The sequence below is a fragment of the Halomonas sp. BL6 genome, from assembly GCF_006228115.1.
In the GTDB taxonomy this organism is placed as follows: domain Bacteria; phylum Pseudomonadota; class Gammaproteobacteria; order Pseudomonadales; family Halomonadaceae; genus Vreelandella; species Vreelandella piezotolerans.
Map to the genome: position 1 here is coordinate 123768 of NZ_VDGL01000006.1, position 23737 is coordinate 147504.

Annotated in this window: 28 protein-coding genes, 1 pseudogene and 1 riboswitch; of the genes and pseudogenes, 14 read left to right on the top strand and 15 right to left on the bottom strand. The window is 58.5% G+C overall.

What is annotated here, in order from left to right; genetic code table 11:
• Positions 1 to 11: 11 nt before the first annotated feature.
• The 8 genes from rpmJ (at position 12) to FHJ80_RS13620 (ending at position 5791) form a co-directional block, all read left to right on the top strand.
• Complete coding sequence (gene rpmJ / locus FHJ80_RS13585) at positions 12 to 125, top strand: 50S ribosomal protein L36 (RefSeq protein ID WP_009099023.1); 114 nt, start codon at positions 12 to 14, stop codon at positions 123 to 125.
• 121 nt (positions 126 to 246) lie between these two features.
• Positions 247 to 603 carry a 30S ribosomal protein S13 gene (rpsM, locus tag FHJ80_RS13590; protein ID WP_062363022.1) on the top strand — a complete coding sequence of 119 codons (357 nt, stop codon included), beginning with the start codon at positions 247 to 249 and terminating at the stop codon, positions 601 to 603.
• 52 nt (positions 604 to 655) lie between these two features.
• The gene (rpsK, locus tag FHJ80_RS13595; RefSeq protein WP_009099028.1) at positions 656 to 1042 is read left to right on the top strand and encodes a 30S ribosomal protein S11; all 387 of its coding nucleotides are present in this window, start codon (positions 656 to 658) and stop codon (positions 1040 to 1042) included.
• A gap of 12 nt (positions 1043 to 1054) precedes the next feature.
• Positions 1055 to 1675 carry a 30S ribosomal protein S4 gene (rpsD, locus tag FHJ80_RS13600; protein ID WP_044628820.1) on the top strand — a complete coding sequence of 207 codons (621 nt, stop codon included), beginning with the start codon at positions 1055 to 1057 and terminating at the stop codon, positions 1673 to 1675.
• Positions 1676 to 1800: 125 nt separating this feature from the next.
• Positions 1801 to 2796, top strand: coding sequence for a DNA-directed RNA polymerase subunit alpha (gene rpoA, locus FHJ80_RS13605; protein ID WP_016915790.1), 996 nt, complete (start codon positions 1801 to 1803; stop codon positions 2794 to 2796).
• 39 nt (positions 2797 to 2835) lie between these two features.
• The gene (gene rplQ / locus FHJ80_RS13610) at positions 2836 to 3222 is read left to right on the top strand and encodes a 50S ribosomal protein L17 (RefSeq protein ID WP_044628819.1); all 387 of its coding nucleotides are present in this window, start codon (positions 2836 to 2838) and stop codon (positions 3220 to 3222) included.
• Positions 3223 to 3419: 197 nt separating this feature from the next.
• The gene (locus FHJ80_RS13615) at positions 3420 to 4811 is read left to right on the top strand and encodes a serine hydrolase (RefSeq protein ID WP_255303960.1); all 1392 of its coding nucleotides are present in this window, start codon (positions 3420 to 3422) and stop codon (positions 4809 to 4811) included.
• 104 nt (positions 4812 to 4915) lie between these two features.
• Positions 4916 to 5791 (top strand): DMT family transporter, encoded by an 876-nt coding sequence (locus FHJ80_RS13620; protein ID WP_139527876.1) that lies wholly within the window; start codon positions 4916 to 4918, stop codon positions 5789 to 5791.
• Between the two features lie 3 nt (positions 5792 to 5794).
• On the opposite strand, the gene FHJ80_RS13625 is transcribed toward FHJ80_RS13620, so the two are convergent.
• The 7 genes from FHJ80_RS13625 to FHJ80_RS13655 form a co-directional block, all read right to left on the bottom strand.
• Positions 5795 to 6532 carry a dioxygenase gene (locus tag FHJ80_RS13625; RefSeq protein WP_139527877.1) on the bottom strand — a complete coding sequence of 246 codons (738 nt, stop codon included), beginning with the start codon at positions 6530 to 6532 and terminating at the stop codon, positions 5795 to 5797.
• Positions 6533 to 6588: 56 nt separating this feature from the next.
• Positions 6589 to 6996, bottom strand: coding sequence for a DoxX family protein (locus FHJ80_RS13630; RefSeq protein WP_139527878.1), 408 nt, complete (start codon positions 6994 to 6996; stop codon positions 6589 to 6591).
• Between the two features lie 90 nt (positions 6997 to 7086).
• A complete protein-coding gene (locus FHJ80_RS13635) occupies positions 7087 to 8007 on the bottom strand; it encodes a LysR family transcriptional regulator (protein WP_139527879.1) in 921 nt (306 codons plus the stop codon).
• Positions 8004 to 8618 (bottom strand): thiamine phosphate synthase, encoded by a 615-nt coding sequence (gene thiE / locus FHJ80_RS13640; RefSeq protein WP_139527880.1) that lies wholly within the window; start codon positions 8616 to 8618, stop codon positions 8004 to 8006. Before thiE ends, FHJ80_RS13635 begins: the two co-directional genes overlap by 4 nt.
• On the bottom strand, positions 8608 to 9417 hold the full coding sequence (thiM, locus tag FHJ80_RS13645; protein WP_139527881.1) for a hydroxyethylthiazole kinase: 810 nt from the start codon (positions 9415 to 9417) through the stop codon (positions 8608 to 8610). Before thiM ends, thiE begins: the two co-directional genes overlap by 11 nt.
• 24 nt (positions 9418 to 9441) lie before the next feature.
• Positions 9442 to 9533: riboswitch (TPP riboswitch) on the bottom strand.
• A 49-nt stretch (positions 9534 to 9582) separates the two neighbouring features.
• Positions 9583 to 9927 carry a hypothetical protein gene (locus tag FHJ80_RS13650; RefSeq protein WP_139527882.1) on the bottom strand — a complete coding sequence of 115 codons (345 nt, stop codon included), beginning with the start codon at positions 9925 to 9927 and terminating at the stop codon, positions 9583 to 9585.
• Positions 9928 to 10051: 124 nt separating this feature from the next.
• Positions 10052 to 10426: a DUF2237 family protein gene (locus FHJ80_RS13655; protein WP_139527883.1), complete on the bottom strand. Its 375-nt coding sequence runs from the start codon at positions 10424 to 10426 to the stop codon at positions 10052 to 10054.
• A 191-nt stretch (positions 10427 to 10617) separates the two neighbouring features.
• On the opposite strand from FHJ80_RS13655, the gene gloA reads away from it, so the two are divergent.
• Both gloA and FHJ80_RS13665 read left to right on the top strand, forming a co-directional pair.
• Positions 10618 to 11151, top strand: coding sequence for a lactoylglutathione lyase (gene gloA / locus FHJ80_RS13660; RefSeq protein WP_139527884.1), 534 nt, complete (start codon positions 10618 to 10620; stop codon positions 11149 to 11151).
• Between the two features lie 2 nt (positions 11152 to 11153).
• A complete protein-coding gene (locus tag FHJ80_RS13665; protein WP_139527885.1) occupies positions 11154 to 11519 on the top strand; it encodes a DUF6164 family protein in 366 nt (121 codons plus the stop codon).
• Here the strand turns inward: FHJ80_RS13665 and FHJ80_RS13670 are convergent.
• The 6 genes from FHJ80_RS13670 to FHJ80_RS13695 all read right to left on the bottom strand — a co-directional run bounded on the left by FHJ80_RS13670 (position 11516) and on the right by FHJ80_RS13695 (position 16590).
• On the bottom strand, positions 11516 to 12193 hold the full coding sequence (locus FHJ80_RS13670) for a cupin domain-containing protein (RefSeq protein ID WP_139527886.1): 678 nt from the start codon (positions 12191 to 12193) through the stop codon (positions 11516 to 11518). The genes FHJ80_RS13665 and FHJ80_RS13670 overlap by 4 nt on opposite strands.
• A gap of 139 nt (positions 12194 to 12332) precedes the next feature.
• Entirely contained in the window at positions 12333 to 13388 is a 1056-nt protein-coding gene (locus tag FHJ80_RS13675) for a metal ABC transporter solute-binding protein, Zn/Mn family (protein WP_139527887.1), read from the bottom strand.
• 43 nt (positions 13389 to 13431) lie between these two features.
• Positions 13432 to 14322: a metal ABC transporter permease gene (locus FHJ80_RS13680; RefSeq protein ID WP_139527888.1), complete on the bottom strand. Its 891-nt coding sequence runs from the start codon at positions 14320 to 14322 to the stop codon at positions 13432 to 13434.
• Positions 14306 to 15040 (bottom strand): metal ABC transporter ATP-binding protein, encoded by a 735-nt coding sequence (locus FHJ80_RS13685; RefSeq protein ID WP_139527889.1) that lies wholly within the window; start codon positions 15038 to 15040, stop codon positions 14306 to 14308. Before FHJ80_RS13685 ends, FHJ80_RS13680 begins: the two co-directional genes overlap by 17 nt.
• Before the next feature lie 283 nt (positions 15041 to 15323).
• Positions 15324 to 15941: a hypothetical protein gene (locus tag FHJ80_RS13690; protein ID WP_139528000.1), complete on the bottom strand. Its 618-nt coding sequence runs from the start codon at positions 15939 to 15941 to the stop codon at positions 15324 to 15326.
• 337 nt (positions 15942 to 16278) lie between these two features.
• A complete protein-coding gene (locus FHJ80_RS13695; protein WP_139527890.1) occupies positions 16279 to 16590 on the bottom strand; it encodes a hypothetical protein in 312 nt (103 codons plus the stop codon).
• A 146-nt stretch (positions 16591 to 16736) separates the two neighbouring features.
• On the opposite strand from FHJ80_RS13695, the gene FHJ80_RS13700 reads away from it, so the two are divergent.
• The gene (locus tag FHJ80_RS13700; protein ID WP_139527891.1) at positions 16737 to 18371 is read left to right on the top strand and encodes a sensor domain-containing diguanylate cyclase; all 1635 of its coding nucleotides are present in this window, start codon (positions 16737 to 16739) and stop codon (positions 18369 to 18371) included.
• Here FHJ80_RS13700 and FHJ80_RS13705 read toward each other — a convergent pair.
• Positions 18320 to 19219, bottom strand: coding sequence for an esterase family protein (locus tag FHJ80_RS13705; protein WP_255303961.1), 900 nt, complete (start codon positions 19217 to 19219; stop codon positions 18320 to 18322). The genes FHJ80_RS13700 and FHJ80_RS13705 overlap by 52 nt on opposite strands.
• Before the next feature lie 199 nt (positions 19220 to 19418).
• Here FHJ80_RS13705 and FHJ80_RS13710 point away from each other — a divergent pair.
• Positions 19419 to 20442 (top strand): annotated as a pseudogene (locus FHJ80_RS13710) (acyltransferase family protein).
• A gap of 58 nt (positions 20443 to 20500) precedes the next feature.
• Here FHJ80_RS13710 and FHJ80_RS13715 read toward each other — a convergent pair.
• A complete protein-coding gene (locus tag FHJ80_RS13715; RefSeq protein ID WP_139527892.1) occupies positions 20501 to 21094 on the bottom strand; it encodes a hypothetical protein in 594 nt (197 codons plus the stop codon).
• A gap of 555 nt (positions 21095 to 21649) precedes the next feature.
• On the opposite strand from FHJ80_RS13715, the gene glnA reads away from it, so the two are divergent.
• Together glnA and FHJ80_RS13725 are read left to right on the top strand one after the other, a co-directional pair.
• Complete coding sequence (gene glnA / locus FHJ80_RS13720) at positions 21650 to 23056, top strand: glutamate--ammonia ligase (protein ID WP_139527893.1); 1407 nt, start codon at positions 21650 to 21652, stop codon at positions 23054 to 23056.
• A gap of 89 nt (positions 23057 to 23145) precedes the next feature.
• Positions 23146 to 23688 (top strand): DUF4124 domain-containing protein, encoded by a 543-nt coding sequence (locus tag FHJ80_RS13725; protein WP_139527894.1) that lies wholly within the window; start codon positions 23146 to 23148, stop codon positions 23686 to 23688.
• The last annotated feature ends 49 nt before the right edge of the window (positions 23689 to 23737 follow it).

The window sequence follows — 23737 nt, forward strand, 5'->3', positions numbered from 1 at the left end:
TGGAGAGAACGATGAAAGTTCGAGCTTCCGTAAAGAAGATGTGCCGTAACTGCAAGATCATTCGTCGCAATGGCGCTGTTCGCGTCATTTGCATCGAACCGCGGCACAAACAGCGTCAGGGCTAAACCTGGGCTGTATTAAGCGGGTGCCGGCATACCCCTTGCCTTAGGGCTTATAAAGGGGTATGCTGTTGCGCCTTTTGTAGATGATTAAACGAGCAAGCCGCTCAAATTTCGGAGTAAGCTGATGGCCCGTATTGCAGGCGTCAATATCCCGGACAACAAGCATGCGGCGATCTCGCTGACCTATATCTTCGGGATTGGCCGTACTCGCGCTAAGCACATTTGTGCTGCTGCCGGTATCGCGCCGACTGCCAAGATCGTAGACCTGTCCAGCGATGAGCTGGATACCCTGCGTTCTGAAGTTGGTAAGTTCACCGTAGAAGGCGACCTTCGTCGTGATGTCACGCTTAACATCAAGCGTCTCATGGACTTAGGCTGCTACCGTGGTCTGCGTCATCGTCGTAGTCTTCCGCTGCGTGGTCAGCGGACCAAGACTAACGCGCGTACCCGTAAGGGCCCGCGTAAGCCGATCCGCAAATAACACGCAGGCTCTTTCATAGAGAGCCAGCGTATAGACAGGAATAGACATCAACATGGCTAACCCGCGTAGTAACCGTAAAAAGGTTAAAAAGCAGGTAGTGGATGCCGTTGCGCATATCCATGCCTCTTTTAACAACACGATCGTGACGATCACAGACCGCCAGGGCAATGCTCTCTCTTGGGCAACTGCCGGTGGTTCGGGTTTTCGTGGTTCTCGTAAGAGCACCCCGTTCGCTGCGCAAGTAGCAAGCGAACGTGCAGCGACTGCTGCAGCCGAGTATGGTGTGAAAAACGTAGACGTGCTGGTCAAAGGCCCCGGTCCCGGCCGTGAATCCGCCGTGCGCGCACTGAATGCCGCCGGCTTCCGCGTGCAAAGCATCGTAGACGCGACGCCCATTCCCCACAATGGCTGCCGTCCGCCTAAGAAACGCCGCGTTTAAGGAGACAGATTCATGGCTCGTTATATTGGACCTAAGTGCAAATTGTCTCGTCGTGAAGGCACCGATCTCTTCCTAAAGAGTGGCGTGACTCCCTTCGAGAAGAAGTGTAAATCCGAGCAGATCCCGGGTGTACACGGCCAGCGTCGTCAGCGTCTTTCCGACTACGGCTTGCAGCTTCGTGAGAAGCAGAAAGTACGCCGTATGTATGGCGTACTCGAAAAGCAGTTCCGCAACTACTACAAAGAAGCCGCTCGCCTGAAAGGTGCGACCGGTGAAGTATTGTTGCAGCTGCTCGAATCCCGACTGGACAACGTCGTCTACCGCATGGGCTTCGGCTCGACTCGCTCTGAAGCGCGTCAGCTGGTCAGCCACAAGGCGATTTCCGTGAATGGCCGCACCGTTAACGTTGCTTCCTACCAAGTGAAGCCCGGTGACGTGGTCGCTATCCGTGAAAAGGCGAAGAACCAAGCCCGTATTCAAAACGCGTTGACCATTGCGGCCAACCGTGGCGACATCGCTTGGATCGACATCGACGCCAAGAAGATGGAAGGCACATTCAAGGCTCTGCCTGAACGCGGTGACCTGACTGCCGACATCAACGAAAACCTGATCGTCGAGCTGTACTCCAAGTAAGCAGTTTGATGTACGTTTCTGCTTCTTGAGGCCTGGGCGGGATAGCAAAGCTAACCGCCCAGATGCTCTTGAGTATTGTGCTTTAGAGTACTCAGTATCCGTTTGGCAGCCTGAAAGGTGTTCATATGCAGCGTTCAGTGACAGAGTTTCTTCGTCCTCGCGACATCAAGGTCGAAGAAATCAGCGCACATCATGCCAAAATCGTCCTCGAACCATTCGAGCGCGGCTTTGGTCACACCCTGGGGAATGCACTTCGTCGCATTCTGCTTTCATCCATGCCCGGCGCCGCTGTGGTAGAGGCTGAAATTGCCGGTGTAGAGCACGAATACAGTGCGCTCGAAGGGGTGCAGGAAGATGTCATCGAAATCCTCCTGAACTTGAAAGATGTTGCGATCAAGATGCACAGCCGCGATGAGGCGGTGCTCTCGCTGAACAAGCAGGGCCCAGCCGTCGTCACCGCTGGCGACATTGCGCTTGATCATAGCGTCGAAATCGTCAACCCGGACCATGTCATTGCACACGTCAATGAAGGTGCCGAGCTGAAAATTCAGCTTAAGGTCGCGCTGGGTCGTGGTTACGAACCGGCTGACGCTCGTGGCTCTGATGAAGAGACCCGTGCGATTGGACGCCTGCAGCTGGATGCCACCTTCAGCCCTGTTCGCCGTGTTTCCTACTCGGTCGAAGCCGCTCGTGTCGAGCAGCGTACCGACCTCGATAAGCTGATTATCGACCTGGAAACCGACGGTACCCTGGATCCGGAAGAGGCTATCCGTCGCAGTGCGACCATTCTGCAAGAGCAGCTGGCCGCCTTCGTCGACCTGGAAGCTGATAAAGAGCAGGAAGTCGAAGAGGAAGAGGATCACGTCGATCCGATCCTATTGCGCCCCGTAGACGATCTCGAGTTGACCGTACGCAGCGCTAACTGCCTCAAAGCCGAGAATATCTACTACATCGGTGATCTGATTCAGCGCACGGAAGTGGAGCTGCTGAAGACCCCGAACCTCGGTAAGAAGTCCTTGAATGAAATCAAGGATGTATTGGCAGCGCGCGGCTTGTCCCTCGGCATGCGGCTGGAAAATTGGCCACCCGCTAGCCTGAAGGACGACAAGGCCTCCGCGTAAGCGTCGACTTGAGTCCCAGTTTGGTAAGGAATCACAACCATGCGTCATCGTAAGAGTGGTCGTCATCTGAATCGTACCAGCTCGCACCGTCAGGCCATGTTCAAGAACATGTCTGTCTCGCTGGTCGAACATGAAGTCATCAAGACAACCCTGCCCAAGGCCAAGGAACTGCGTCGCGTTATCGAGCCGCTGATCACCCTGGCAAAGCAGGATAGCGTTGCAAACCGCCGTTTGGCGTTTGCTCGTACGCGCTCCAAAGAAGCCGTCGGCAAACTGTTCAACGAGCTGGGTCCGCGTTACGCCGAGCGTCCGGGTGGTTACATCCGTATTCTCAAGTGCGGTTACCGCACCGGCGACAACGCGCCCATGGCGTACGTTGAGCTCGTAGACCGCCCGGTGGCTGAAGAAGAAGCCGTCGCTGAATAAGCGCTGCTCCTTCTGGTAGGCACAATGAAAACCGACCCTTTTGGGTCGGTTTTTTTATATCTGCGCTTTTTCCGCTGCTTTATCGAGATGAATGCTCTAAGGGAAGATCAATTTAACGATAAGGCATGCTAGGCTAATGCAGCAGCCGTATGAACGGCCAAGTGTCGGGCAGTGTGATCAATCAGTAAGAGGTCGGTATGGCAACAACACGAGGAGTGAGCACAGCGGTTTGGGCGGCGCACTGGCTACTGGTCATGCTGATGATGACGCTGATGGGTAGCGCCAACGCCCAGGCGAATCCTCGTTATGCAGGCATCGTTGTGGATCTCGAAAACGGCGAAGTGCTATACGCTGAAAATGCTGACGAGCCACGCTATCCTGCGTCGCTCACGAAAATGATGACACTCTACCTAACATTCGAAGCGCTGGAGGAGGGAAGGCTAAGCCTCGATCAGCCGTTGCCCGTTTCTGCTCAGGCGGCTGCCATGCCCGCGACCAAACTATGGCTGTCGGCCGGTAGCTCCATTCCTGTGGATACGGCGATTCGTGCGCTAGCCGTGCGCTCTGCCAACGATGTGGCCGTGGTCGTGGCGGAAGCATTAGGTGGCAGCGAGCAGCGCTTTGCTAACCTGATGACGGTGAAAGCCCGTGAACTGGGGATGAACGCCACCACCTTTCGCAACGCCTCTGGGCTGCCCGATGACCAGCAAAGGACGACCGCGCGTGACATGCTGACGCTCTCGGTACGAGTCATGCAGGACTTTCCTCAATACTATCACTACTTCGGTTTGCAGGAGTTCACCTATCGTGGCACGCGCCATACCAGCCACAATCGCTTGGTGCGCGACTACCCGGGGGCCGACGGTTTGAAAACCGGCTTTATTCGTGCTTCGGGCTTTAACGTAGCCACCACCGCCGTTCACAACGGTCGGCGGATGGTGGCCGTGGTGATGGGCGGATTTAGCTCCTCCTCGCGAGATACCCACATGGCGGATCTGCTGGACCGTAGCTTTATGCGCGCCTCGCTTAGAGATCAGCGCACTTGGTTGGCGAACACGAGCTTTTCCAGTGAGTTCATGGGCTTTGCCGGGCCTGCGCAACCGCTGCGACAGTCAACGCCTGTTCGTCCCTCTACCCAGCCGATGGTAGCCAATGTCTCGGCAACGTCCCTCTCCCCGACACCGAGCGCTACACGAACAACGCCCGCGCAGGCCGTCGAATCTCAACTCATCGATGCTGCTGAGGCAGACCGTACGCCGCCCTCCGCGTCTGCAGATCCGCTGCAGGCCTTTATCGAGCGGGAGCAGGTACTGGCCAGTGCGTCGCCTGAGGGGCAAGCAGCCTCGGCGAGTTGGGGCATACAAGTCGGAGCATTCAGCCAAGCGGCACAGGCAGAGCAGTTTGCTCGCCAAGCCGCACAGCGGCTGCCAACGAGCGTGGGAGGCCGCGTTGCCATCGATCCGCTTCAGGGGCCCACGACAGTGTTTCGCGCCCGTGTCGTCTCATTGAACGAATCGCAGGCACGCCAAGCGTGCCAAGCGCTACAGGCGCAGGGCATGGACTGCATGGTGGTCAACGCGAGTCTTTGAGCCGCATGACACGCTGCCCCGCCAATCCCTGGTTGGCGGGGCTTTTTTATGCTGCGCGTCTGGGTGCGCAGCCACAATAATAAACGTGGAGGAGGAGACAACGGATGACGCCCTCGCTAAAAGGCATTTTATTCATGTGCTTAGGCGTACTGTTCTTGGCGCTTGGCGATGCGGTCTCTAAATGGCTAGGAGCCGTCCATTCGCCCTTACAGATCATCTTTTTCCGCACATTGGTATCGCTGCCGCTGATTGCCCTGTTGGCTTACGTAAGCGGCGGATTACGCAAGCTGCGTACTCAGCGTCCTGGTGTGCATTTGCTGCGCGGTTTGATTTACACCGCCACGATGGTCTGCTTCGTATGGGGCCTGACCCTGCTGCCCTTGGCCGAGGCCACGGCGATTGCCTTCGTCGCGCCCCTGTTCGTGACGCTACTCTCCGTACCGCTGCTGGGTGAGCGTATCGACCCGCCGGTGCTAGTGGCGTCGCTGCTAGGCTTCTTAGGAGTGCTGATCGTCGTGCGCCCTGGCGGCGATGCTTTCCAGCTGGGCGCAATGATCGTTCTTGCGGCGGCGGTGTTCTATGCGCTCATGATGGTGACGGCGCGGCGCTATGGCGCCAACGAGCACCTATGGGCGATGGTGTTCTATATGACCATGGTGCCGCTGATCGTGACGGCCGTGAGTTTGCCCTGGGTCTGGCAAACCCCACAGCCGTGGCATTGGCTTGGATTTTTGGTATCTGGGGTGTTGGGTGTTGGTGCCACGGCATTCATTACTCTGGCCTTTCGCTATGCGCCTGCGGCCATTGCAGCCCCTTTCGATTATACGGCCATGCTCTGGGCGGTGCTGTTGGGTTGGTGGTTCTGGGGAGAGCTGCCGGACCTTTGGGTATGGGTCGGCAGCGCGCTGATCATGTTGAGCGGCTTAGCTATCGCTTACCACGATCGACGCACCACCTTGAAGCGCCGCCCCACGGCGTAGACGTTAGGCAAACTGATAGACATCCATGGCTAGCACGCCGTGTTCGACGCTGTGATGACGCAGTGTTGCCTGTCCGCCCGCCCCCATGGCTACCAGAAGCGGCTGAAAGTGCTCGTGTGTGGGGTGATTACGTTCAGCATCGGGGCCGCGTTGCCAGTGGAGGAGTGCATCGCGGTCATCTTCTCGCAGCCTTGCATGCACCCACTCGGCGAAACGCTCGACCCAAGCCGGCACTTGACTGCCCTGCGATTGCAGCTCGTAGAGGTTGTGGGTCAAGCTGCCCGAACCAATCACCAGGATACCCTCCTGACGCAGCGGTGCGAGCTGCTCGCCCAGGGCGATCAACTCGCTAGCACCCCAGCGGCTGGGCAGTGATAGCGACACCACCGGTATATCGGCATCCGGATACATCAGTGACAGTGGCACCCACGCGCCGTGATCCAGTCCGCGCTCCGTCTCCGTGGCGCCTAGCTGTTGGGCCAAACGTTTGGCCAAGACGGGTTCCCCAGGCGCTGGGTACTGCACGGCAAACAGGGCGTCGGGAAAACCGCCAAAATCGTGGATAGTCGTAGGTGTCGCGCTGCGGCTCACCTGCAACCGTTCGGTCTCCCAGTGTGCTGAAACCACCACGACGGCCTTGGGTCGCAGAGTGCGGCCCAGCTCCTTCAAGAAGTGATGGGCTGGGGTGGGGGTGAGCGCCAGCATGGGAGAGCCATGGGAAATGAAGAGACTCGGTAACATAGGATACGCTCCAGTCAATGGGCCTGCCAACGTGTGATTCTCGGCAGGCCATTGGATTATGCCAGTCGGCGGCTGATGACGAAGCTACCGCTGCCCAGGCCGGCTTGCACCAGGAGGGCCGCGGCCCAGAACACTGGGAACTCCCAGCCGCCGCCGGGATTGGAGAAGACCCAGCCGTTACCGAGGTGTACCCAGGCGGCGCCGAGCAGCACCGGTACTAGCGCCAGACTCACCCAGCGGGTGTATAGGCCCAGCACCAGGGCCAAGCCTCCGCCGACTTCGGCGGCAATGGTCAAGTAAGCCATGAAACCGGGCAGGCCAAGCGATTCGAAGTAGCCCACCGTGCCAGGAAGCGTAAACACGAACACTTTCATCAGCCCGTGAGCCAGGGCCATCACACCTAGGCTAACGCGCAGTAGGGCGGTCGCATGAAGGATTGTCGTCGGGGTAGTTAACGTCGTCATAGCACTCTCTCGCGTCGTGAGCATCACCATGGATGCGATGATGCTACTGTAGGCCAGCGAGTGGAGAAGATAATCTAACCGATGAGCACTTTACTGTTGCGATATGCGCGATAATCCAAGCCCCTGCTCCCATATGGGTGGGTCGCCCCAGGCATCGGCCAACTGATCGATGAAGTGCGCTACCTTGGCGGGTAGAAAACGCCGTGCGGGGTAGAGGGCGTGTATGTCTAGGTAGGTCGGCGGTAGGTCTAACAGAAGCGGCACCAAGTGCCCCCGCTGGATGCTCTCATGAATCAGAAAACTGGGTTGCTGGGCGATGCCTAATCCCGCTTCTGCGGCATGGGTCAACATATCCCCATTATTGCTCTCCAGCGGCCCCGTGACGCTAACGTACTGCTGGCCGAAGCGCCAGTCGCCGCTGTTCTGCCCGCTGCGGTAGCGCAGGCAGTGGTGCTGGGTAAGGTCTTCGATGCGCAAAGGCGTGCCGTGCTGCGCTAAATAGCCTGGTGACGCGCACAGCACGAGCTGGCAGCGGGCTAGCCGTCTGGCGATTAGGCTGGAGTCGGGCAGGCTACCGATGCGGATGGCGACATCATAGCCCTCCTCCAACAAGTCTACGCGGCGGTCGTTGAGATCGAGGCGTACGTCGAGTGCGGGGTGCGCCTGCATGAACTGCGCTACCTGAGGCGCGAGATAGCGCGTGCCGAAACTCATGGGACCATTGATGCGCAGCCGCCCACTCACAGTGTGGGTGCCACTGCCGACATCGGCAGCGGCCTCCTCCAACGCCAGCAAAATGGCCTGGGCATGGGCTAAATAGCGCTCTCCCGCATCGGTAAGATGCAGCCGCCGCGTCGTGCGCTGGATCAATCGCGCGCCCAGCGTCTCCTCTAGCGCCATGACCTGCCGCGACACCCGCGTACGTGAAAGATCCAATGCCTCGGCAGCGCGGGTATAGCTGCCAAGCTCCGCCACTTTGACGAAGGCGGTCAGCTGGTCAAGTCGACTCATGGGGCGCGAAACGCCAGCGCCGCCCGGTAAGGGTCGGGCTGGCCGCAGATCGCAGAAATCACCGCCATCCCTTGGGCGCCGGCGGCGTTCACTTGGGTGGCGTGCTGCGCCTTTAAGCCGCCAATCGCCACGCTGGGCAACGGGCAGGCGCGCACCAGCTCGGCTAAGCCCTCGAAGCCGATGGGCCGAGCATGATCCTGCTTGCTGGCAGTGGCGAAAATGGGGCCTAACCCGACGTAGTCCAACAGCGCGATGGGCGCGTCACGAAGCTGCGCGAGGGTGTTGATCGACAGTCCTAGAATGGCCTGCGGCCCCAGCGCCTCCCGCGCCTCTAGAACCGCGGTATCGCTCTGGCCAACATGCAGGCCGTCGGCACCGCTGGCGATGGCCACGGCGAGTCTGTCGTTGATGATCAGCGGCACATGGGTGCCCGCCAGCAGCCTTTTGAGGCGCTTGGCTTGTTCGATCATCGCCTCGTCGCTGGCATGCTTGTCGCGTAGCTGCACCACGGTGACTCCGCCTTTGACGGCGGCTTCCACCGTCGCTTCGAGGCCCGCTTCCGCGCACAGAGCGGCATCGGTCACCAAATAGAGCGAAAGATCACACGGCATGCAGCGTCTCCACTTGGCTTTGCGACGAAAGATCCTCTGGAGTGAGCTGGTACAGTGCATCCAGAAACGCGACCTGAAAGCTGCCCGGCCCCTTGGCCTGCTGACCCGCACGATGACCGGCGATGCCAAAGCACGCCAAGGCGGCCAGCGTCGCGGCCAGCGGGTACTCGCGGTTGGCGACAACGAACCCGGCCACCAAGGCGCTCAAGCCACAGCCGAGCGTCGTGACGCGGGGCATCAGCGGGTGGCCCCCGGTTAACCGGACGTGGTGGCTACCATCGGTGATGACATCGGTTTCGCCGGTCATGGCGACGATGCAGCGTTGCCGCTGGGCGAGCGTCATGGCGGCGTGAGTGGCGTCATCGGTGGTGGCGGTCGCATCGACCCCACGCCCTTGGCTGGCCAAGCCGGCCAGAGCCATCACTTCCGAGGCATTGGCGCGAATGACGCTGGGGCGATGGGACAGCAGCGCCTGGCACACCCGCTGGCGGAACTCGGTGGCCCCGACGGCGACGGGGTCCAGCACCCAGGGGGTGTCGGTCGTGTCGGCCGTGCGCGCCGCCAGCTGCATCGACTCGGCCCAGGGGGCAGAGAGCGTGCCGATATTGATGGAGAGCGCGTCTGCCATCGTGGTAAATTCAGCGACCTCTTCTGCGGCGTGCAGCATGGCAGGCGATGCGCCCGTGGCCAGCAGCAGGTTGGCGGTACTGTTCATGGCCACGTAATTGGTCATGCAGTGAACGAGCGGCGTGGACTCGCGCAGGGCAGCAAGCATATCGCCAAGTGGGGGGTAAGTCATGGTTTCCTCCCGGGTAAGGAGGTGGTGGTAAGCACCACGACTCCCTACGCCGGCGTTATCCGGTTCAGGTTCAAAGGGTGCTTCTCAGCCGCTGAGCGGCGCCCCTGTCGTTGGTGGGTACTATCCTAGCCTTGTGCGGCGATGTAAAGCCCGGTCAACAACGCGTTAACGAAACGCGATGCGGGTCCCGTACGTGAGCATTTCGTCAGGGGTGATGGCTCGGCCCTGTACGCCAATCATTTCGTCGCCGCACTGATCGGCAAAGGTCAGCACGCCATGGGTTAAGCCGAGTTGGCCCAGGGCATCGCGAATTTCACCGGTTCCCAGAAAGGTGCTGACGCGACCTTGAGCGTCACATAGGTCCGAGACGCCATTAGCATGGTGAAAACGCACTTTGTAGATGCCATCCATGGACTCGACTTCGACGATGGGGGAGAAGCCATTCTGAATCGCATTGCTCAACTGCTTCAATGTCAGGCGATCGCCAAGGGTCATATCGATAGCTGTCATGACGTGCTCCTATCGGACGCCATTCGCGGGGCATCACGGGTCACTATGTAAAATTGTCGAAATAGAAGTGTAGAAGATTTGCATCATTTTTCCAGGGGCATTCGGGGGCGCCTTGGCCCAGGTATTAATGTACGGCATCTAGCGCATGCTGCTGGAGTTTGACCAGTGGAATGATGTCCAGCGTTCGCTCGTTCGTACCGGACAAAACGACCGGCGGCGCGAGTCCTACCTGTGCCGCTTCGGCCCAGCGGTGCGCGCAAAGACACCAGCGATCCCCGGGTTTCAAACCGGGAAAGCCAAACTCCGGCCGCGGTGTCACCAAGTCGTTGCCTTGCGCCTTGGAGAAGGCCAAAAACTCCTCGGTCACCATGGCGCACACCGAATGGATGCCGACATCGTCTGGCCCTACCCGGCAAAAACCATCGCGATAGAAACCGGTTTTCGGCGAGTGGCAGCAGGGCGTGAGCGGTTCACCCAATACGTTTAGATCACGGGACATAAAGACTCCTCGGGGGCAGGCTGGAATTCTGCGTTCCTCGCCCTCATAACATGGTAAATAACGCCTTCAAAGGCAGTGATGCACAGGCAGCGGGAAGCACGACGCTGTCGCCTAAGCCTTGTACAAAGTCATACGTCCGTCAAAGATTTTGCATCGCGTCAACACAAGCATCATCCAACCAGGAGAGTGTCATGTCGTATCAAGGTGAACAGCATCCGGGAGTGACCCCGGCCGCTTCGCAAACCCAGGGCTTTCGCTTGAACCACACCATGTTGCGGGTCAAAGACCCTGAGCGTGCGCTGGCGTTTTACTCCAAGGTGTTTGGCATGCAGGTGCTGCGCCGTCTGGACTTCGAGGAGATGCAGTTTTCGCTCTACTTTCTGGCCAATGTCGAGGAGAGCGATCACGTGCCGGAAGAGACCCAAGCGCGCACCGCCTGGACCTTCAGCCAGAAAGGCCTGCTAGAGCTGACCCATAACTGGGGCACCGAAAACGAGCAGGACTTTGCCTACCACGACGGTAATGCCGAGCCGCAAGGCTTCGGGCACATCTGTTTTAGCGTGCCGGACTTGGAAGCCGCCCAAGCGTGGTTCGATGAGCACGACGTCACCTTCGTGAAGCGTGCCGACCAAGGCAAAATGAAAGACGTGATCTTCGTCAAAGACGCCGATGGCTACTGGATCGAAGTGATTCAAGCCGACCGTATGGCAGGCATGGGCGATTAACGATGGCTCATCTGCTGTTTCGGTTGCGCCACGTGACCGATGAAGAGGCCATGGAGGTCCGCCAACTGCTGGAAGAACATGGTTTCGACGTGTACGAAACCCAGGCGGGCTTTTTCCGCCTGGGAGTGGATGCCATCTGGCTGCGCGACCCAGCACAGCAAGACGATGCCGAGGCGGTGCTGGCGCGTTACCAGGCCGAGCGATTAGCCAAGGTGCGCCGTGAACACGAAGAGGCGCTGGCGCGTGATGATGCGCCTACGCTGTGGCGACGCTTCATGGCCCGTCCGCTTCAAGTCACGCTAGTGATCGTGGCGGTGCTGATGATCGCTCTGCTGACCTTACTGCCGTTCGTAGGACTCGCCCGCTAAACGTCGCACAGCGCGTTAGATAAGTGTCCGCGTTTGACGTACATCTTGACCCCTGAGGGTCCAGCGCTAAGCCGCGGGGCAGCCCCCGGGGGATAGCGGCACCAGCTACCTGCCGGGTACTCGGTGTCTGCGTCGCGTAGCGAGCCCTCCAGTACGAACAGCTCCAAGCCGCCCGGCAGTGCCGGATAGTCGATAATGACCTCGCCTTCCCAACGCTCTAGGCTGACGCGTTCATGTTGATAGGTGTGCAGCATTTTGTAGGTGATGCCTGGCCGACGGTCGGGCTGCCAGGGCAGGCGGTGGGCGGGAATGGCGAGTTGGAGCAGGTCGTTTTCATTGAACTGATGAAGTTTCACCAGGATCAGCGCACCCTCGTCGCCAATGCGCGGCGTGTGCCCCGTGCCGATGGGGTTGCGTAGATAGCTGCCCGCTGGGTAACGGCCATGCTCATCGGCAAACACGCCTTCGAGTACCAAAATTTCCTCACCGCCTTCGTGGGTATGGCGGCTGAACTGGCTGTTGGGCGCGTAGCGCACCAGGCTCGTGGCGCGGGCCACCTCATCGCCAATGCGATCCAGCATCATACGTTCGACACCTGCGCTAGGCGAGGCCACCCAGTGATACTGTTCCGGCGTGACACAGGCAAAGTGGCTAAAGTCGGCGTTTAGGCGCATGGTCGTGGCTCTTTGCGGTGAAGTAAACAGTGAACAGTGGCAGCGGCGTTGTTAGTGTCAGTCTCCCCATCCCGACAGCAAAATGCAATGCAAAAAAATACCGCCCTAATGGGGCGGTATAGGGCCTTTCCGGCCTGGTCTAGTGGCGATGACCATGAGCTTCATGGCCCGGAGTAGCTAGGGCATCGTGCAGCACCCGGGCGTTATGGCGCATCATGCCAAGGTAGGTGCTGGCATCGCCTTCACTGGCCAGCGCATCGGCGTATAGCGTGCCAGCGATGGGCAGGCCGGTCTCTTCCGCTAGCTGCGTAATGATCGCTTGGTTGGTCATGTTCTCGTGGAACAGCGCCTGTACGTTCTCCTGCTCGATCACATCGATCAGTGCGGCCATGCTGGCACCGCTGGGATCGGCTTCGGTCGATAGACCAACCGGTGAAAGAAAATTCACGCCGTAGGCGCTGGAGAAGTAGCCAAAGGAGTCATGGCCGGTGATGACGCTGGCCGACGCAGGAATCTCGCTTAGCAGTTCACGAATCTCGGCATCAACGTTATCCAGCTCTGCCAGATAACGCTCGGCGTTGGCTTGGTAGCTCTGCGCATTGGCGCTATCCGCCTCGATCAAGCCATCGCGAATATTGGTGACGTAGACTTTCGCCTGCTGCAGATCTTGCCAAGCGTGAGGGTCGTCATCACCATGCTCGTGACCGCTATGGTCATCATGCGCATGATCGTCGTGACCGTGTTCATGATGGCCGTGCTTTTCATGTTCATGCTCTTCATGACCGTGCTCTTCATGCGCATGGTCGTGCTCGTCATGGCGCGCGTGGTCATCGTGGCCGTGCGACGCAAAAGCGCGGGGTGCGATGCCGTCGGTGGCGGTGACCAATGGGCCGTCGTAGTCGCTGGAGTCAATCAGGCGCTCCATCCAGCCCTCGAACAGCAAACCGTTGAAGACCACTAGGTCTGCCCCTGCCAGTGCTCGGGCATCGCCGGGGCTTGGGGAGTAAACGTGAGCATCGCCATCCGGGCCAACCAGGGCACTGACCTTCACATGCTCTCCGCCGACGTTCTCGACCATATCCGCCAGGATGGAGAAACTGGTGACGACTTGAACCCGCTCGTTCGCCATGGCCGCAGGCAACGCCAACATGGCCGACACGCCCACTAACCAACGCGATGAAGAGAAAAACGACATAACATGCTCCTGATGATGTAAGAAAGCGGAAAACGACGACTCGCTAGTGAGAATGCTCCATCGCCAGCGGCGTGGTTTTACGGCGCAGCTTGGCGGCCAAACTGTGGTAGCGGCCAAACAGCGCCGAGAACAAATAAGCCGCCCCGGCCAGCAAGATAATGCTCGGGCCTGATGGCGTGTCCAAATGGAACGACAGCAGCAGCCCGCCGGTGCTGGCCAGCATCGCCAGCACTACGGCAATCCCCATCAATCCTTCCAAGCGCTTGCTCCAAAACCGCGCCGCCGTGGCAGGCAGCATCATCAAACCCACGGCCATCAGCGTGCCGAGCGTTTGGAAGCCAGCGGTCAAGTTGAGCACTAGCAGCCCTAAAAAGACGCTATGTACCCAGCTACTGCGGCGGTGTTGGCCGCGCAAAAATAGCGGGTCCAAACACTCCACCACCAAGGCGCGGAAAATGATCGCCAGGGTGATGACGATCAGCGTGCTGATCGACGCAATCAACAGCAGTGCCGTGGAGTTGATCGCCAAAATGGAGCCAAACAGTACGTGGGTTAAATCCACGCTGCTGCCCCCCATGGAGATCAGCATGACCCCAGCGGCCAGGGAAATGATGAAAAAGCTCGCCATGGCGGCATCTTCCCGCTGGCCACCCATTTTCGAGACCGCTCCCGCCAGCAAGGCCACCATCACCCCAAATAGCACGCCACCCACGCTCATCACCGGTAGCGAAAAGCCCGCCAGCAAAAAGCCCAGCGCCACGCCGGGCAGAATCGCATGGGCCATGGCATCGCCAATCAGACTCATGCCACGCAGCACCAAAAACACCCCCAGCGGCGGGGCGGCCAGGGAGAGCGCGAGCCCGCCGACCACGGCGCGGCGCATGAAACCGTAATCGAACGGGCTGACGAACCAGGTATTAAGCAGTTCCAGCATGACGCCCTCCCAGCGTAAACGGCACCACTTGGGCGGGTGCATGCTGCTGGTTGAGCGCGCTGGGGGCGACCCAGCGGCCGTGGCCAGCGCTCAGCATCAGTACCTCATCGGCCAGGCGACGCAGGTGATCCATATCGTGCAGTACGATGATGATCGTGACGCCGTCGTCGGCCATTTGGCGCAGAATGCGAATCAAGATATCCACCGTGTCGCTGTCCACGTTGGCAAACGGCTCATCCAATAGCAGCAGTTCTGCCTCTTGCATCAGCGTTCGCCCAATCAGAGCCCGCTGGCGCTGGCCACCGGACAGCTCGCCCAGGGGGCGGTGCGCCAAGTGAGAAATGCCCAAGCGCGCCATGATCTCACGGCCCTTGCGGTAATGGGCGGCACAGTACCCTTTCAGCGCCCCGTGGCTTGGCCAACTGCCAGTCATCACCAGCTCTTCCACGCTCATCGGGAAGGTCAGATCCAGCGCTAACTGCTGGGGTAGCCAGGCACGGCGAGCATTATCCACCGTACACACTACCTTGCCACTAATGGGGCGCAGCTCGCCCATGATGGCCTGGATCAGCGTGCTCTTACCGGCCCCGTTCGCGCCGATGAGCGCGGTAATCGCACCGGGTTTGATATCGCCATCCACATGTTCGAGCACCGTACGGCGACCCTGAGCCAAATGCAGATCGTGAAGCTGCAAGCGCGATGATGAACGCTCGCTCATAGCGGCCACCCGCTTGCCCATACCACTAGCCCCCACAGGGCCATCAGCGGCAGCGCCATCAGCCCAAGCCGCTTCGTGGCCGACAAGGACATCAGCGAAAAATGACAAGGACCTTCCTTATTGTGGCGATGCATGTGCTCACTCATCGAGCGACCTCACTTACCAATAAATAAGTTATAACATAACGTTTGGCGGAACTAAAAAAAGTGGCAGATATTTTACGCGCTCATCGCGTGCTGACAACGATGAGCGCGCTCATCTTTGAGACGCAGACAAAGTGCCCTTAGTAACGCCAAACGGCGCCAATCTGCTCAGGGGATACCACCAGCGCGTACTCGCCTTCCAGCGTGAGTGGGCCAAGCGATACGCGAGCGGGTTGGAAGCGATTGATAGCGCGGGTCGCCTGGTGGGGCTGCGTCCAAATTTGTAGTTCATTGATCAGCATGCCCGTCGCAAAGTTCATCGCGCCATCGCGCTCACGACCGTCGGCGGCAATGACCGCGCCCGCTACGGTATTCACCACCAACGAGCCAACCCGCGCCTCGAGCCCGCGGCGCTCCCGTTCCGCCTGGGCAAGCGACAGCCCTAGCGCCTGTACGCCGCTCAGATCGCCCTGCGCTTTCAAGCGTTCGTACTCCGCCAGCGCCGCCGGATGCGGTTGTCGGTCGGTCAGCATACCCCCTAGCGCTAACGCGGATTTCACCACGCCAACGCGGGCATCGAAACGGTCGTCCGGATCACTGGCCTCGCTCGATTGGTAGGCGTTATAGGCCAGGCTCGTGGCATAAACACCCGTCCATCCCCGCTGCCAAACGTTGGCCTGCTGGGCACCGCTTTCGAATACTTCATCGTAAGCCGCCCAGTCATCCGCTGGCTGCGCCTGGGCGGGCAGTGCCAGCATCAGCGGAACTGCTGCGAAAAGCACGCGCAAATAAAGGGGTAATTGCATGGGGAACCGCCTGAAAGACTGAGAAATGAGTGTTAAGCGTAGCATGGGGAGAGTACGCGTTTGTAAAAAGAGCGGGAGCAGGCAGCGCTCTGGCTAACGCTCGTTGACTTGAAACCTCATGATTCCTTGAAAGCCGTATAGGCACTGCTCAGGAGACTCCCGGGGTTCTCGGCCGGTTTCGATTGTCGTAGGGCTACTAGCATCATCGTGAGCTTCGCTCATGCTCTGGCAGCTTTAGTTGATAGGCAAGGGCGGGGCCAGTGAACCCCTACCCCGATGCTTTTTTTACTTACTCCTTCTCCTCATCCTCTTCCCAGCGCTCCATGGCGCGTTTGTCGTCGGGTAGGCGGACCATGTCACCGATGTTGAGCTTTTTGTGCGACTGAAAGCGGTGGCCGTGCTGGTCGAGAATGGCGGCGACGCTGCCGATGCTGACGGCGTCTTCTTCCCGGTAGGCTTCGACTTTGACTCGGACGATGCGGCCCTGATAGCGAGCGGAGAGAATCGCGCCGGGGTAAGGGGGCGTGTGGTCGGGGTCGTTTTTGAAAAAGGCGGCGACGCTTGCGCTACCGGGTTCATCCCATTCGACATGTTGATGCATGGTCAGTGTCCTTACAGGAGTCGTTAGAAAATAAGCCAGCACATTCAGTGTAGTGTGCGTTAGCAGCACTCGGCCAATGTGCGTGGACACGCCTAGTCGATGCGCTTAACTTACCCCTCTAGGGGAACGTGGGAGGAGAAGGCGCCATGCATCCGTACCGTGCGCTATTTGAGCAGTCGAGCACGCCGCTGTTCGTGGTGGAGCGTTCAGCGCACGAGGCGATGAACGTGTATGCAAACGCGGCCTTTCGGCACGTGGTGGGCTGGGTTGACGATAATAGCGGCATGGCGCTGGCCAGCTGTTTTCCATTGGACGTAAATAACGTGCTGGCCGCCGTATATGCCTGCGATCAGCAACAGACCGTGCAGGAGCTGATGGTGACTTGGGCAGATGCCTCAAGGCGTTGGCAACTGCAGCTTTCTCCCGTGGTAGAGGGCGAGTATCGCGCAGTGTATGGGGCACTTCATGAGCTGGTTCTGCCATTTGGCGAATCTTTGGATGCGCTGCTGTCTCAGTTGCCGGGCTTCATCTACCAGTTGCACTACTCGCTGTCGGGTCACTGGCGTTACACCTACGTTGGCCAGCGGGTAGAAGAAATGTTTGGGGTGAGCGTCGAAGAGGCGCTGGCCGATGCGCAAACGTTGCTGGCCAACATTCATCCTGGAGACCGCGATACCGTCATCGCAAGCTCGCTGGAAAGCGCTCGCACGCTGACGCCAGGGAAACAGGAGTTTCGGATGTTTCATCGTCACGGCGAGATGCTGTGGGTGGAAGCCAGTGACCAACCCCGCCGCGAGCCCGATGGCAGCGTGCTGTGGACGGGGTATGCCAACGATATTACTCAGCGTAAAGCGCTCGAAGCGGCGCTGAAATCCAGCGAGCAGCGCTTTCGCCAACTGGTGGAGCAGGCGAACGACATCATTTACACCCTCGATGCCGATGGCATGCTGACCTATATCTCGCCTAACTGGCCGCGCATATTGGGGCACGAGGTGAACGAGGTGCTCGGGCGGCATATGAGCTTCGTTCTGCATCCGGAGGACTTAGAGGCGTGCCGTCGTTATATCGAAAACGTGTTTGTGACGGCCGAGCCGCAAGGGCTGATCGAGTACCGTGTGCAGCATGCCAACGGCGAGTGGCGCTGGCACTTTACCAACGGTGCGCCGTTGTTGGATGAGCAGGGCAACGTGATCAGTTTTATGGGCATCTCTCACGATATTACGCCACGACACGAAATGGAGCAGCGGGTGCTGCATTTGGCACAGCACGATACGCTGACCGACCTGCCCAATCGAGCGATGTTTTTTGGCGAGCTGACCAAGGCGCTGCGCTCGGGGGGCCAGTTGGCCTTCTTGTTCATTGACCTGGACAACTTCAAGCCGGTGAACGATCGCTGGGGCCACGCCGTTGGCGACCAGTTGTTAAAAGCGGCGGCACAACGCATGCGCGCCCGGCTGCGGGGCACCGATATGGTAGGACGAATCGGCGGCGATGAGTTCGTGGCGCTGCTGGGTGGTTCGGTCATGAAAGAGGACGCGTTAGCGGTCGCGCATCAACTCTGTTCAGCGCTGGCCGAGCCGTTTGCGCTGTTGGTGGGCGAGGTATGCGTCTCCGCCAGTATTGGCGTGGCGCTCTTTCCACTACACGCAAAGGATGAGGCCACCCTGATTCACTGCGCGGATCAGGCGATGTATCGCGCCAAAGCGGAAGGGCGTAATCGCGCTATCCTTTACTCTGCTTGTGAGTCAGGCAAGACTGCGGGCGTTGCATCGACAGACTGAAACATGAAGTTTAGCGCCGCGGGTAGGCTGGCTCTCCATACGCGCCAAGTATGGCCACCAGGGTAGAGGTCGAGCCGTACGTCACCAGGTTGAATACGTTCTATGGCTTGGCGCAGCTGGCGTGCATGGAACTCGGCGTCATAGACATCACGGCGTCCGGCGCTGATATAGAACGGGACAGGGGGCGTGTCGCCTTGCTCTGCCTCTGGGCGCGGCGTGACGCGTAGGCGGTAGCTTTCTAAATGGGCTGTGTAGTTTAGCTGCTCCCAAAGCGCTTGATCGAACTCGCCCTGCGCATTCAAAAACGCTGGATGTCGGTGAGCGGAAGAGTTTTTGGGTGGCGCAGGGATATAGCTGGCGGGGCTGAGGGCAGCGGCAGCGGCAAACAGCTCTGGACGTTCGAGGGCGAAATTCACCGCGCCATAGCCACCAGCAGAGAGCCCCGCTACGCCACGTTGCTCGCGCGTCGTTCCCACATGATAGGTCGCTTCGATATGCGGCAGCAGGTCGTTGAAAAAAGCGCTACGGGCAGCTTCGTTATGCCCATCGACCCACCAACTGCGGCTGCCGGGCATGACGAATACCGCTGGAGGTAGATGCCCAGCCTCGATCAAACGATCAGCCGTTTGTGGCAAGTTGCCTTTGGTTGCCCAGTCAAACTCGTTACCAAATGACCCGTGTAGCAGGTATACCACTGGGTAAGGCGCCGAGGCCTGAGGGTCATAAGCGTCCGGTAAATAGATCGTATACGGGTAGTCATAACCCAGGGTGGGTGAAAAGAACTGTGCCCGCGAGACATCGCCCGCCAGGGCAACGCTACTCAGTGCCAACCCACCCAAAACGACCATGATCGCGCGCATCCAGCCGGTGAGGCATTCAGAGACAGTGCGTCCGAGAGCGTGTAAAAGCGGGAATCTGAGCGACTGTTCGAACACGAGGCCTCCAGGAATTTACCGTCGTTTAAAAGGTCGGACAACGCTGTAAGCCAGCCTGTTCATTGTCGTAAGCCCCTACATCAGCTTAGCAGCGGGGCTTGGTGGAGGTTCGATGCAGAAAATCGAGGAAATTTACTGGCTGCGCGTACGGCTGTGTCGCCGTGTTTCTCTTTCATTGGCTAGATCACCTGAATCAGCGCGTGGACAACGTCGTTACCGATCTCATGCGCATACCGCTGGTGCTGGGCACGCCTGTATTCCTGTTCATTTCGGTCTTTGTGTTTGCCGTCCGCTATGACAAGCAAGTACCGCCAGGTTTTCTATGGCAGCGAGTGAAATACGTCATGTTGCCCTATTTAACGTACGGGTTCATCTATTCCACTGCCCAGTGGTGGCAACTGGCGGACAGCGACAGCGCCGTGAATGTTTGGGAGAACGCAAAAGCCTACTTTATTTATGCGGGCTGGCATGGCTATTTTTTGATCATCGCCATGCAGTTCTATGCCGCTTATTGGGCCTTTACTCGTTGGCAGCTATGGCGCTTGCATCCGGTTCCTTGGCTATGGGGAGCTTGCTTGGTGAGTATGGCATATTGGGGGGTGGCGTATGCGTTGGCTATTGAGCCGCCGGGCTATTTGCTTTGGGTGGCTCCGTTGGGTTGGATCTATCTGTTCTTCTTGGCGCTAGTGCTGGTGCGCTATTACCCCTTAACGCCTTCTAGCCAGTTGATCGAACGGCCCGTTTGGCTACAAACCCTCTCGCAACCACGTTGGCTCTTGTTGTTCGTTGGCTTGATCGTGCTGGCCACGTTCGAGTATCGGCTGTCGTTCTCCTCGAAAGAGGTGTGGGTCATTCCCTTTTTTGTGCTGTTCACGCTGGCATTGATGCGTGGCTTAAAAGGGCGTAAAGCGCCTGGATGGGTGCGCTATATCAATGCTTACTCGTTTGGTATTTATCTAGCGCATCCTATGTTTTTTACGCTCACCGATACGCTAGTGGGCATTTCTACGTTGCCCCTGGCGGTTTATGCGCTGTTGCTCATCATGGTGGGTAGTGTGGGATCGATTCTGCTCAACAAAGTAGCCAATACCACCACATTGGGTGCCATGTTGCTGGGTAAACGTTTAAAAATATGAACGGTTCGATGGGTTGGTGGGTGTGAGGTTGGCGTTAAGAGTCAAAAAGGGGCAGGCGCTAAGAGGAGGTGGGTGAGCGGCTGTGTGGCGAGCCTCGAGCAAGCCCAAGCGACTCGCCGCTTAGCGTTTTTAAACGCGTAGGGCAGGCGTATAGGCGCTGTAAAAAGTCGAGCAGGGCTGGCTCATCGAGCTCTGGATCGAAGCCTCCGATTCGCTCCAACCACGCACGGCGAATGGCAATATAGGGGGGAACGGTCACCGCCGAGCTGAGAAAGTGCAGCAACAGGCGTTCCGAAAAGCGGGGAGTGGCGGCGTTGATGAGCAGCGCATCCGTCGCCGTGTCGAGCTGTGGATAGAGTAGGTACCAAAGCTGCGCCGCCATGGGTTCTTTATGCAGCGCAATCAGCAGCCAGTCTGCCTGGCTAATATACGCCGCTTGGTTGAGGCGTGCACCTAGGGTATGGGCAGGTGTCACCAAGCCGTGCGCGTGGTAACGCTTTTCGAGATCGGTGAGCCGTTCATCCGAGTGAGCACAGGTCACGATAATGGGTAGGGCATGGTCAGCAAGACCGGATTGGCGAATCGAGCGCAGGTGGCGGGGTAGCAAAGCTCCTGTCACTGAAGCATCAACGATAAAGCAGACCGTACCCATGCACGCGGCTTCCTTTTGTTATGAAAGCATCTCTGTTTGTAATTGATTGTAGATGTGGGTTTCTTTACGTAGCAAGAGAAAGTTTTTTAACGAAAAAAACAGTGAGACTGGCGAGTTATTCATTTTGGTGCGTCTTGAGTGCTATTTGCACCAAATGCGTGCAAGGAAATGACGGTATAGGCGTTTGAAAAAGCAATTGCCACTCCCTTGCTGCATTAAGACGCATGGGATGAGTCATTTTTCATATTTGAAAACAAAGAGTTGTTGATATTTTTTTCCATTATGGTGCAGAGTTGGCACGCTCTGTGCTTATAAGCCATAGGTAGTTTCATCAGCGGCTATTGAAGCGTAGGCAGACGCCTCCAGGCGTGCTACAACGATAGCCGGTCTGAAATGATCGCTGGGCGGTTTGTTATCCATCGTCGAACAAACGTTGAGCGAACAAAAAAGACAAACGCGCCACATGCAGCCGCGTGTTGAACGATTTGTTGAATAACACCTTTATCGATCGCTTACAGTTACACGCTTTAAGCCACGCTCATACCGGAGGACACTATGTCAGCCAAGACTCTCGCGCTAATCGAAGAACATGATGTTAAGTGGGTAGATCTGCGTTTCACCGACACGCGCGGTAAAGAGCAGCACGTCACCGTACCGGCACGCGACGTGAACGAAGAGTTTTTTGAAAACGGCCAGATGTTCGATGGTTCTTCCATCAACGGCTGGAAGGGCATCAACGAGTCTGACATGATCCTGCGTCCGGAAGACGGTACCGCCTTCCTCGACCCCTTCACCGAAGATGCCACACTGATTCTGCGTTGCGACATCATCGAGCCTGCCACTATGCAGGGCTACGATCGCGACCCGCGCTCCATCGCCAAGCGCGCAGAAGCCTACCTGCAGTCGACTGGCCTGGGTGACACTGCCTTCTTCGGTCCGGAGCCGGAATTCTTCATCTTCGATGAGGTGCACTGGAAAGCCGACATTCAAGGCGCCATGTACAAAATCACCTCTGACGAAGGCGCATGGGCGACCAGCAACCAGGTAGAAGGCGGCAACTTGGGCCACCGTCCGCGCGTGAAAGGCGGCTACTTCCCGGTACCCCCGGTCGACAGCTTCCACGATATCCGTGGTGCGATGTGTAACACCCTGGAAGCGATCGGTCAGACCGTCGAAGTTCACCACCACGAAGTGGCGAACGCCGGTCAGAACGAAATCGGCGTGAAGTTCAACACGCTGGTGAAGAAAGCCGACGAAGTTCAGGAAATGAAGTACGTGATCCACAACGTGGCGCACGCTTATGGCAAGACCGCGACCTTCATGCCGAAGCCGCTGGTGGGCGACAATGGCTCGGGCATGCACGTCCACCAGTCGTTCTGGAAAGATGGCCAGAACCAGTTCGCTGGCGACGAGTACGCGGGCCTGTCCGAAATGGCGCTGTACTACATTGGCGGTATTATCAAGCACGCTCGCGCGCTGAACGCCTTCACCAACGCCTCTACCAACTCGTACAAGCGTCTGGTGCCGGGTTTCGAAGCGCCGGTCATGCTGGCCTACAGCGCCCGTAACCGTTCTGCGTCCATCCGTATTCCGTACACCGCTAGCCCGAAAGGCAAGCGTGTCGAGACGCGCTTCCCCGACCCGACCGCCAACCCCTACCTGGCGTTCGCGGCGATGCTGATGGCGGGTATCGATGGTATCAAGAACAAGATCCATCCTGGCGATGCCATGGACAAGAACCTGTACGACCTGCCGCCCGAGGAAGGCAAGTCCGTCCCGACCGTGGCCAACAGCCTGGATCAAGCCCTGGAAGCGCTCGACGCTGACCGTGCGTTCCTGACCGAAGGCGGCGTGTTCACCGACGACATGATCGATGCCTACATCGAACTGAAGATGGAAGACGTCGAGCGTATTCGCATGACGACTCACCCGATCGAGTTCGACATGTACTACAGCTGCTAAGATCACCCTTGAGGTGTCGTTAGCCTGAAAACCCCGCCTCGGCGGGGTTTTTTCGTTGAGGCGAGGAAAGGAAAAGGGAGGAAGACGTCATGATCCGTCGCTGGCACGTGCGCTATGCAAGAGGATTATCCACAGGTGCTGCGCTGCTATTGGGGCTGTGGGTAAGCGCGGCGCTGGGGCAAACGGTGTATCGCGTGGTGGACGCCCAGGGCAAGGTGACGTTTACCGACAACCCAGAACGTGGCGGTGAAGCCGTCACGTTGGCACCGCTGCCCAGCGTGACGACGGTGCGCTCTGCCCCACCTGACAGCCGAACCCCGGGCCGCACTCAGAGCCATCCCGGGCAACCGTTTATGCCTTATGACCGCTTTACCATCGTCAACCCGGCAAACAGCAGCGCCGTTCGGGGCGGCATGACGCCCGTGGAAGTGCAGGTGGTGCCGCCACTGCGGGACGACCACCAAATTCAACTGAGGGTGAATGGCGAACTGAGCCAATCCGCCCTGCATAGCGACGCCTTCTGGCTGGCGGGGTTACCTGTGGGAGCGCACCATATTCATGCGGAGTTGTTGGATAGCCAGGGCCGTGTGCAGCACCGCACCGATCCGGTGACTATTTTTATCACTGACTAATCGAGTGCACTATAATGGTGCAGTGAGGCGGTGGGCTAGGCGGCTCATT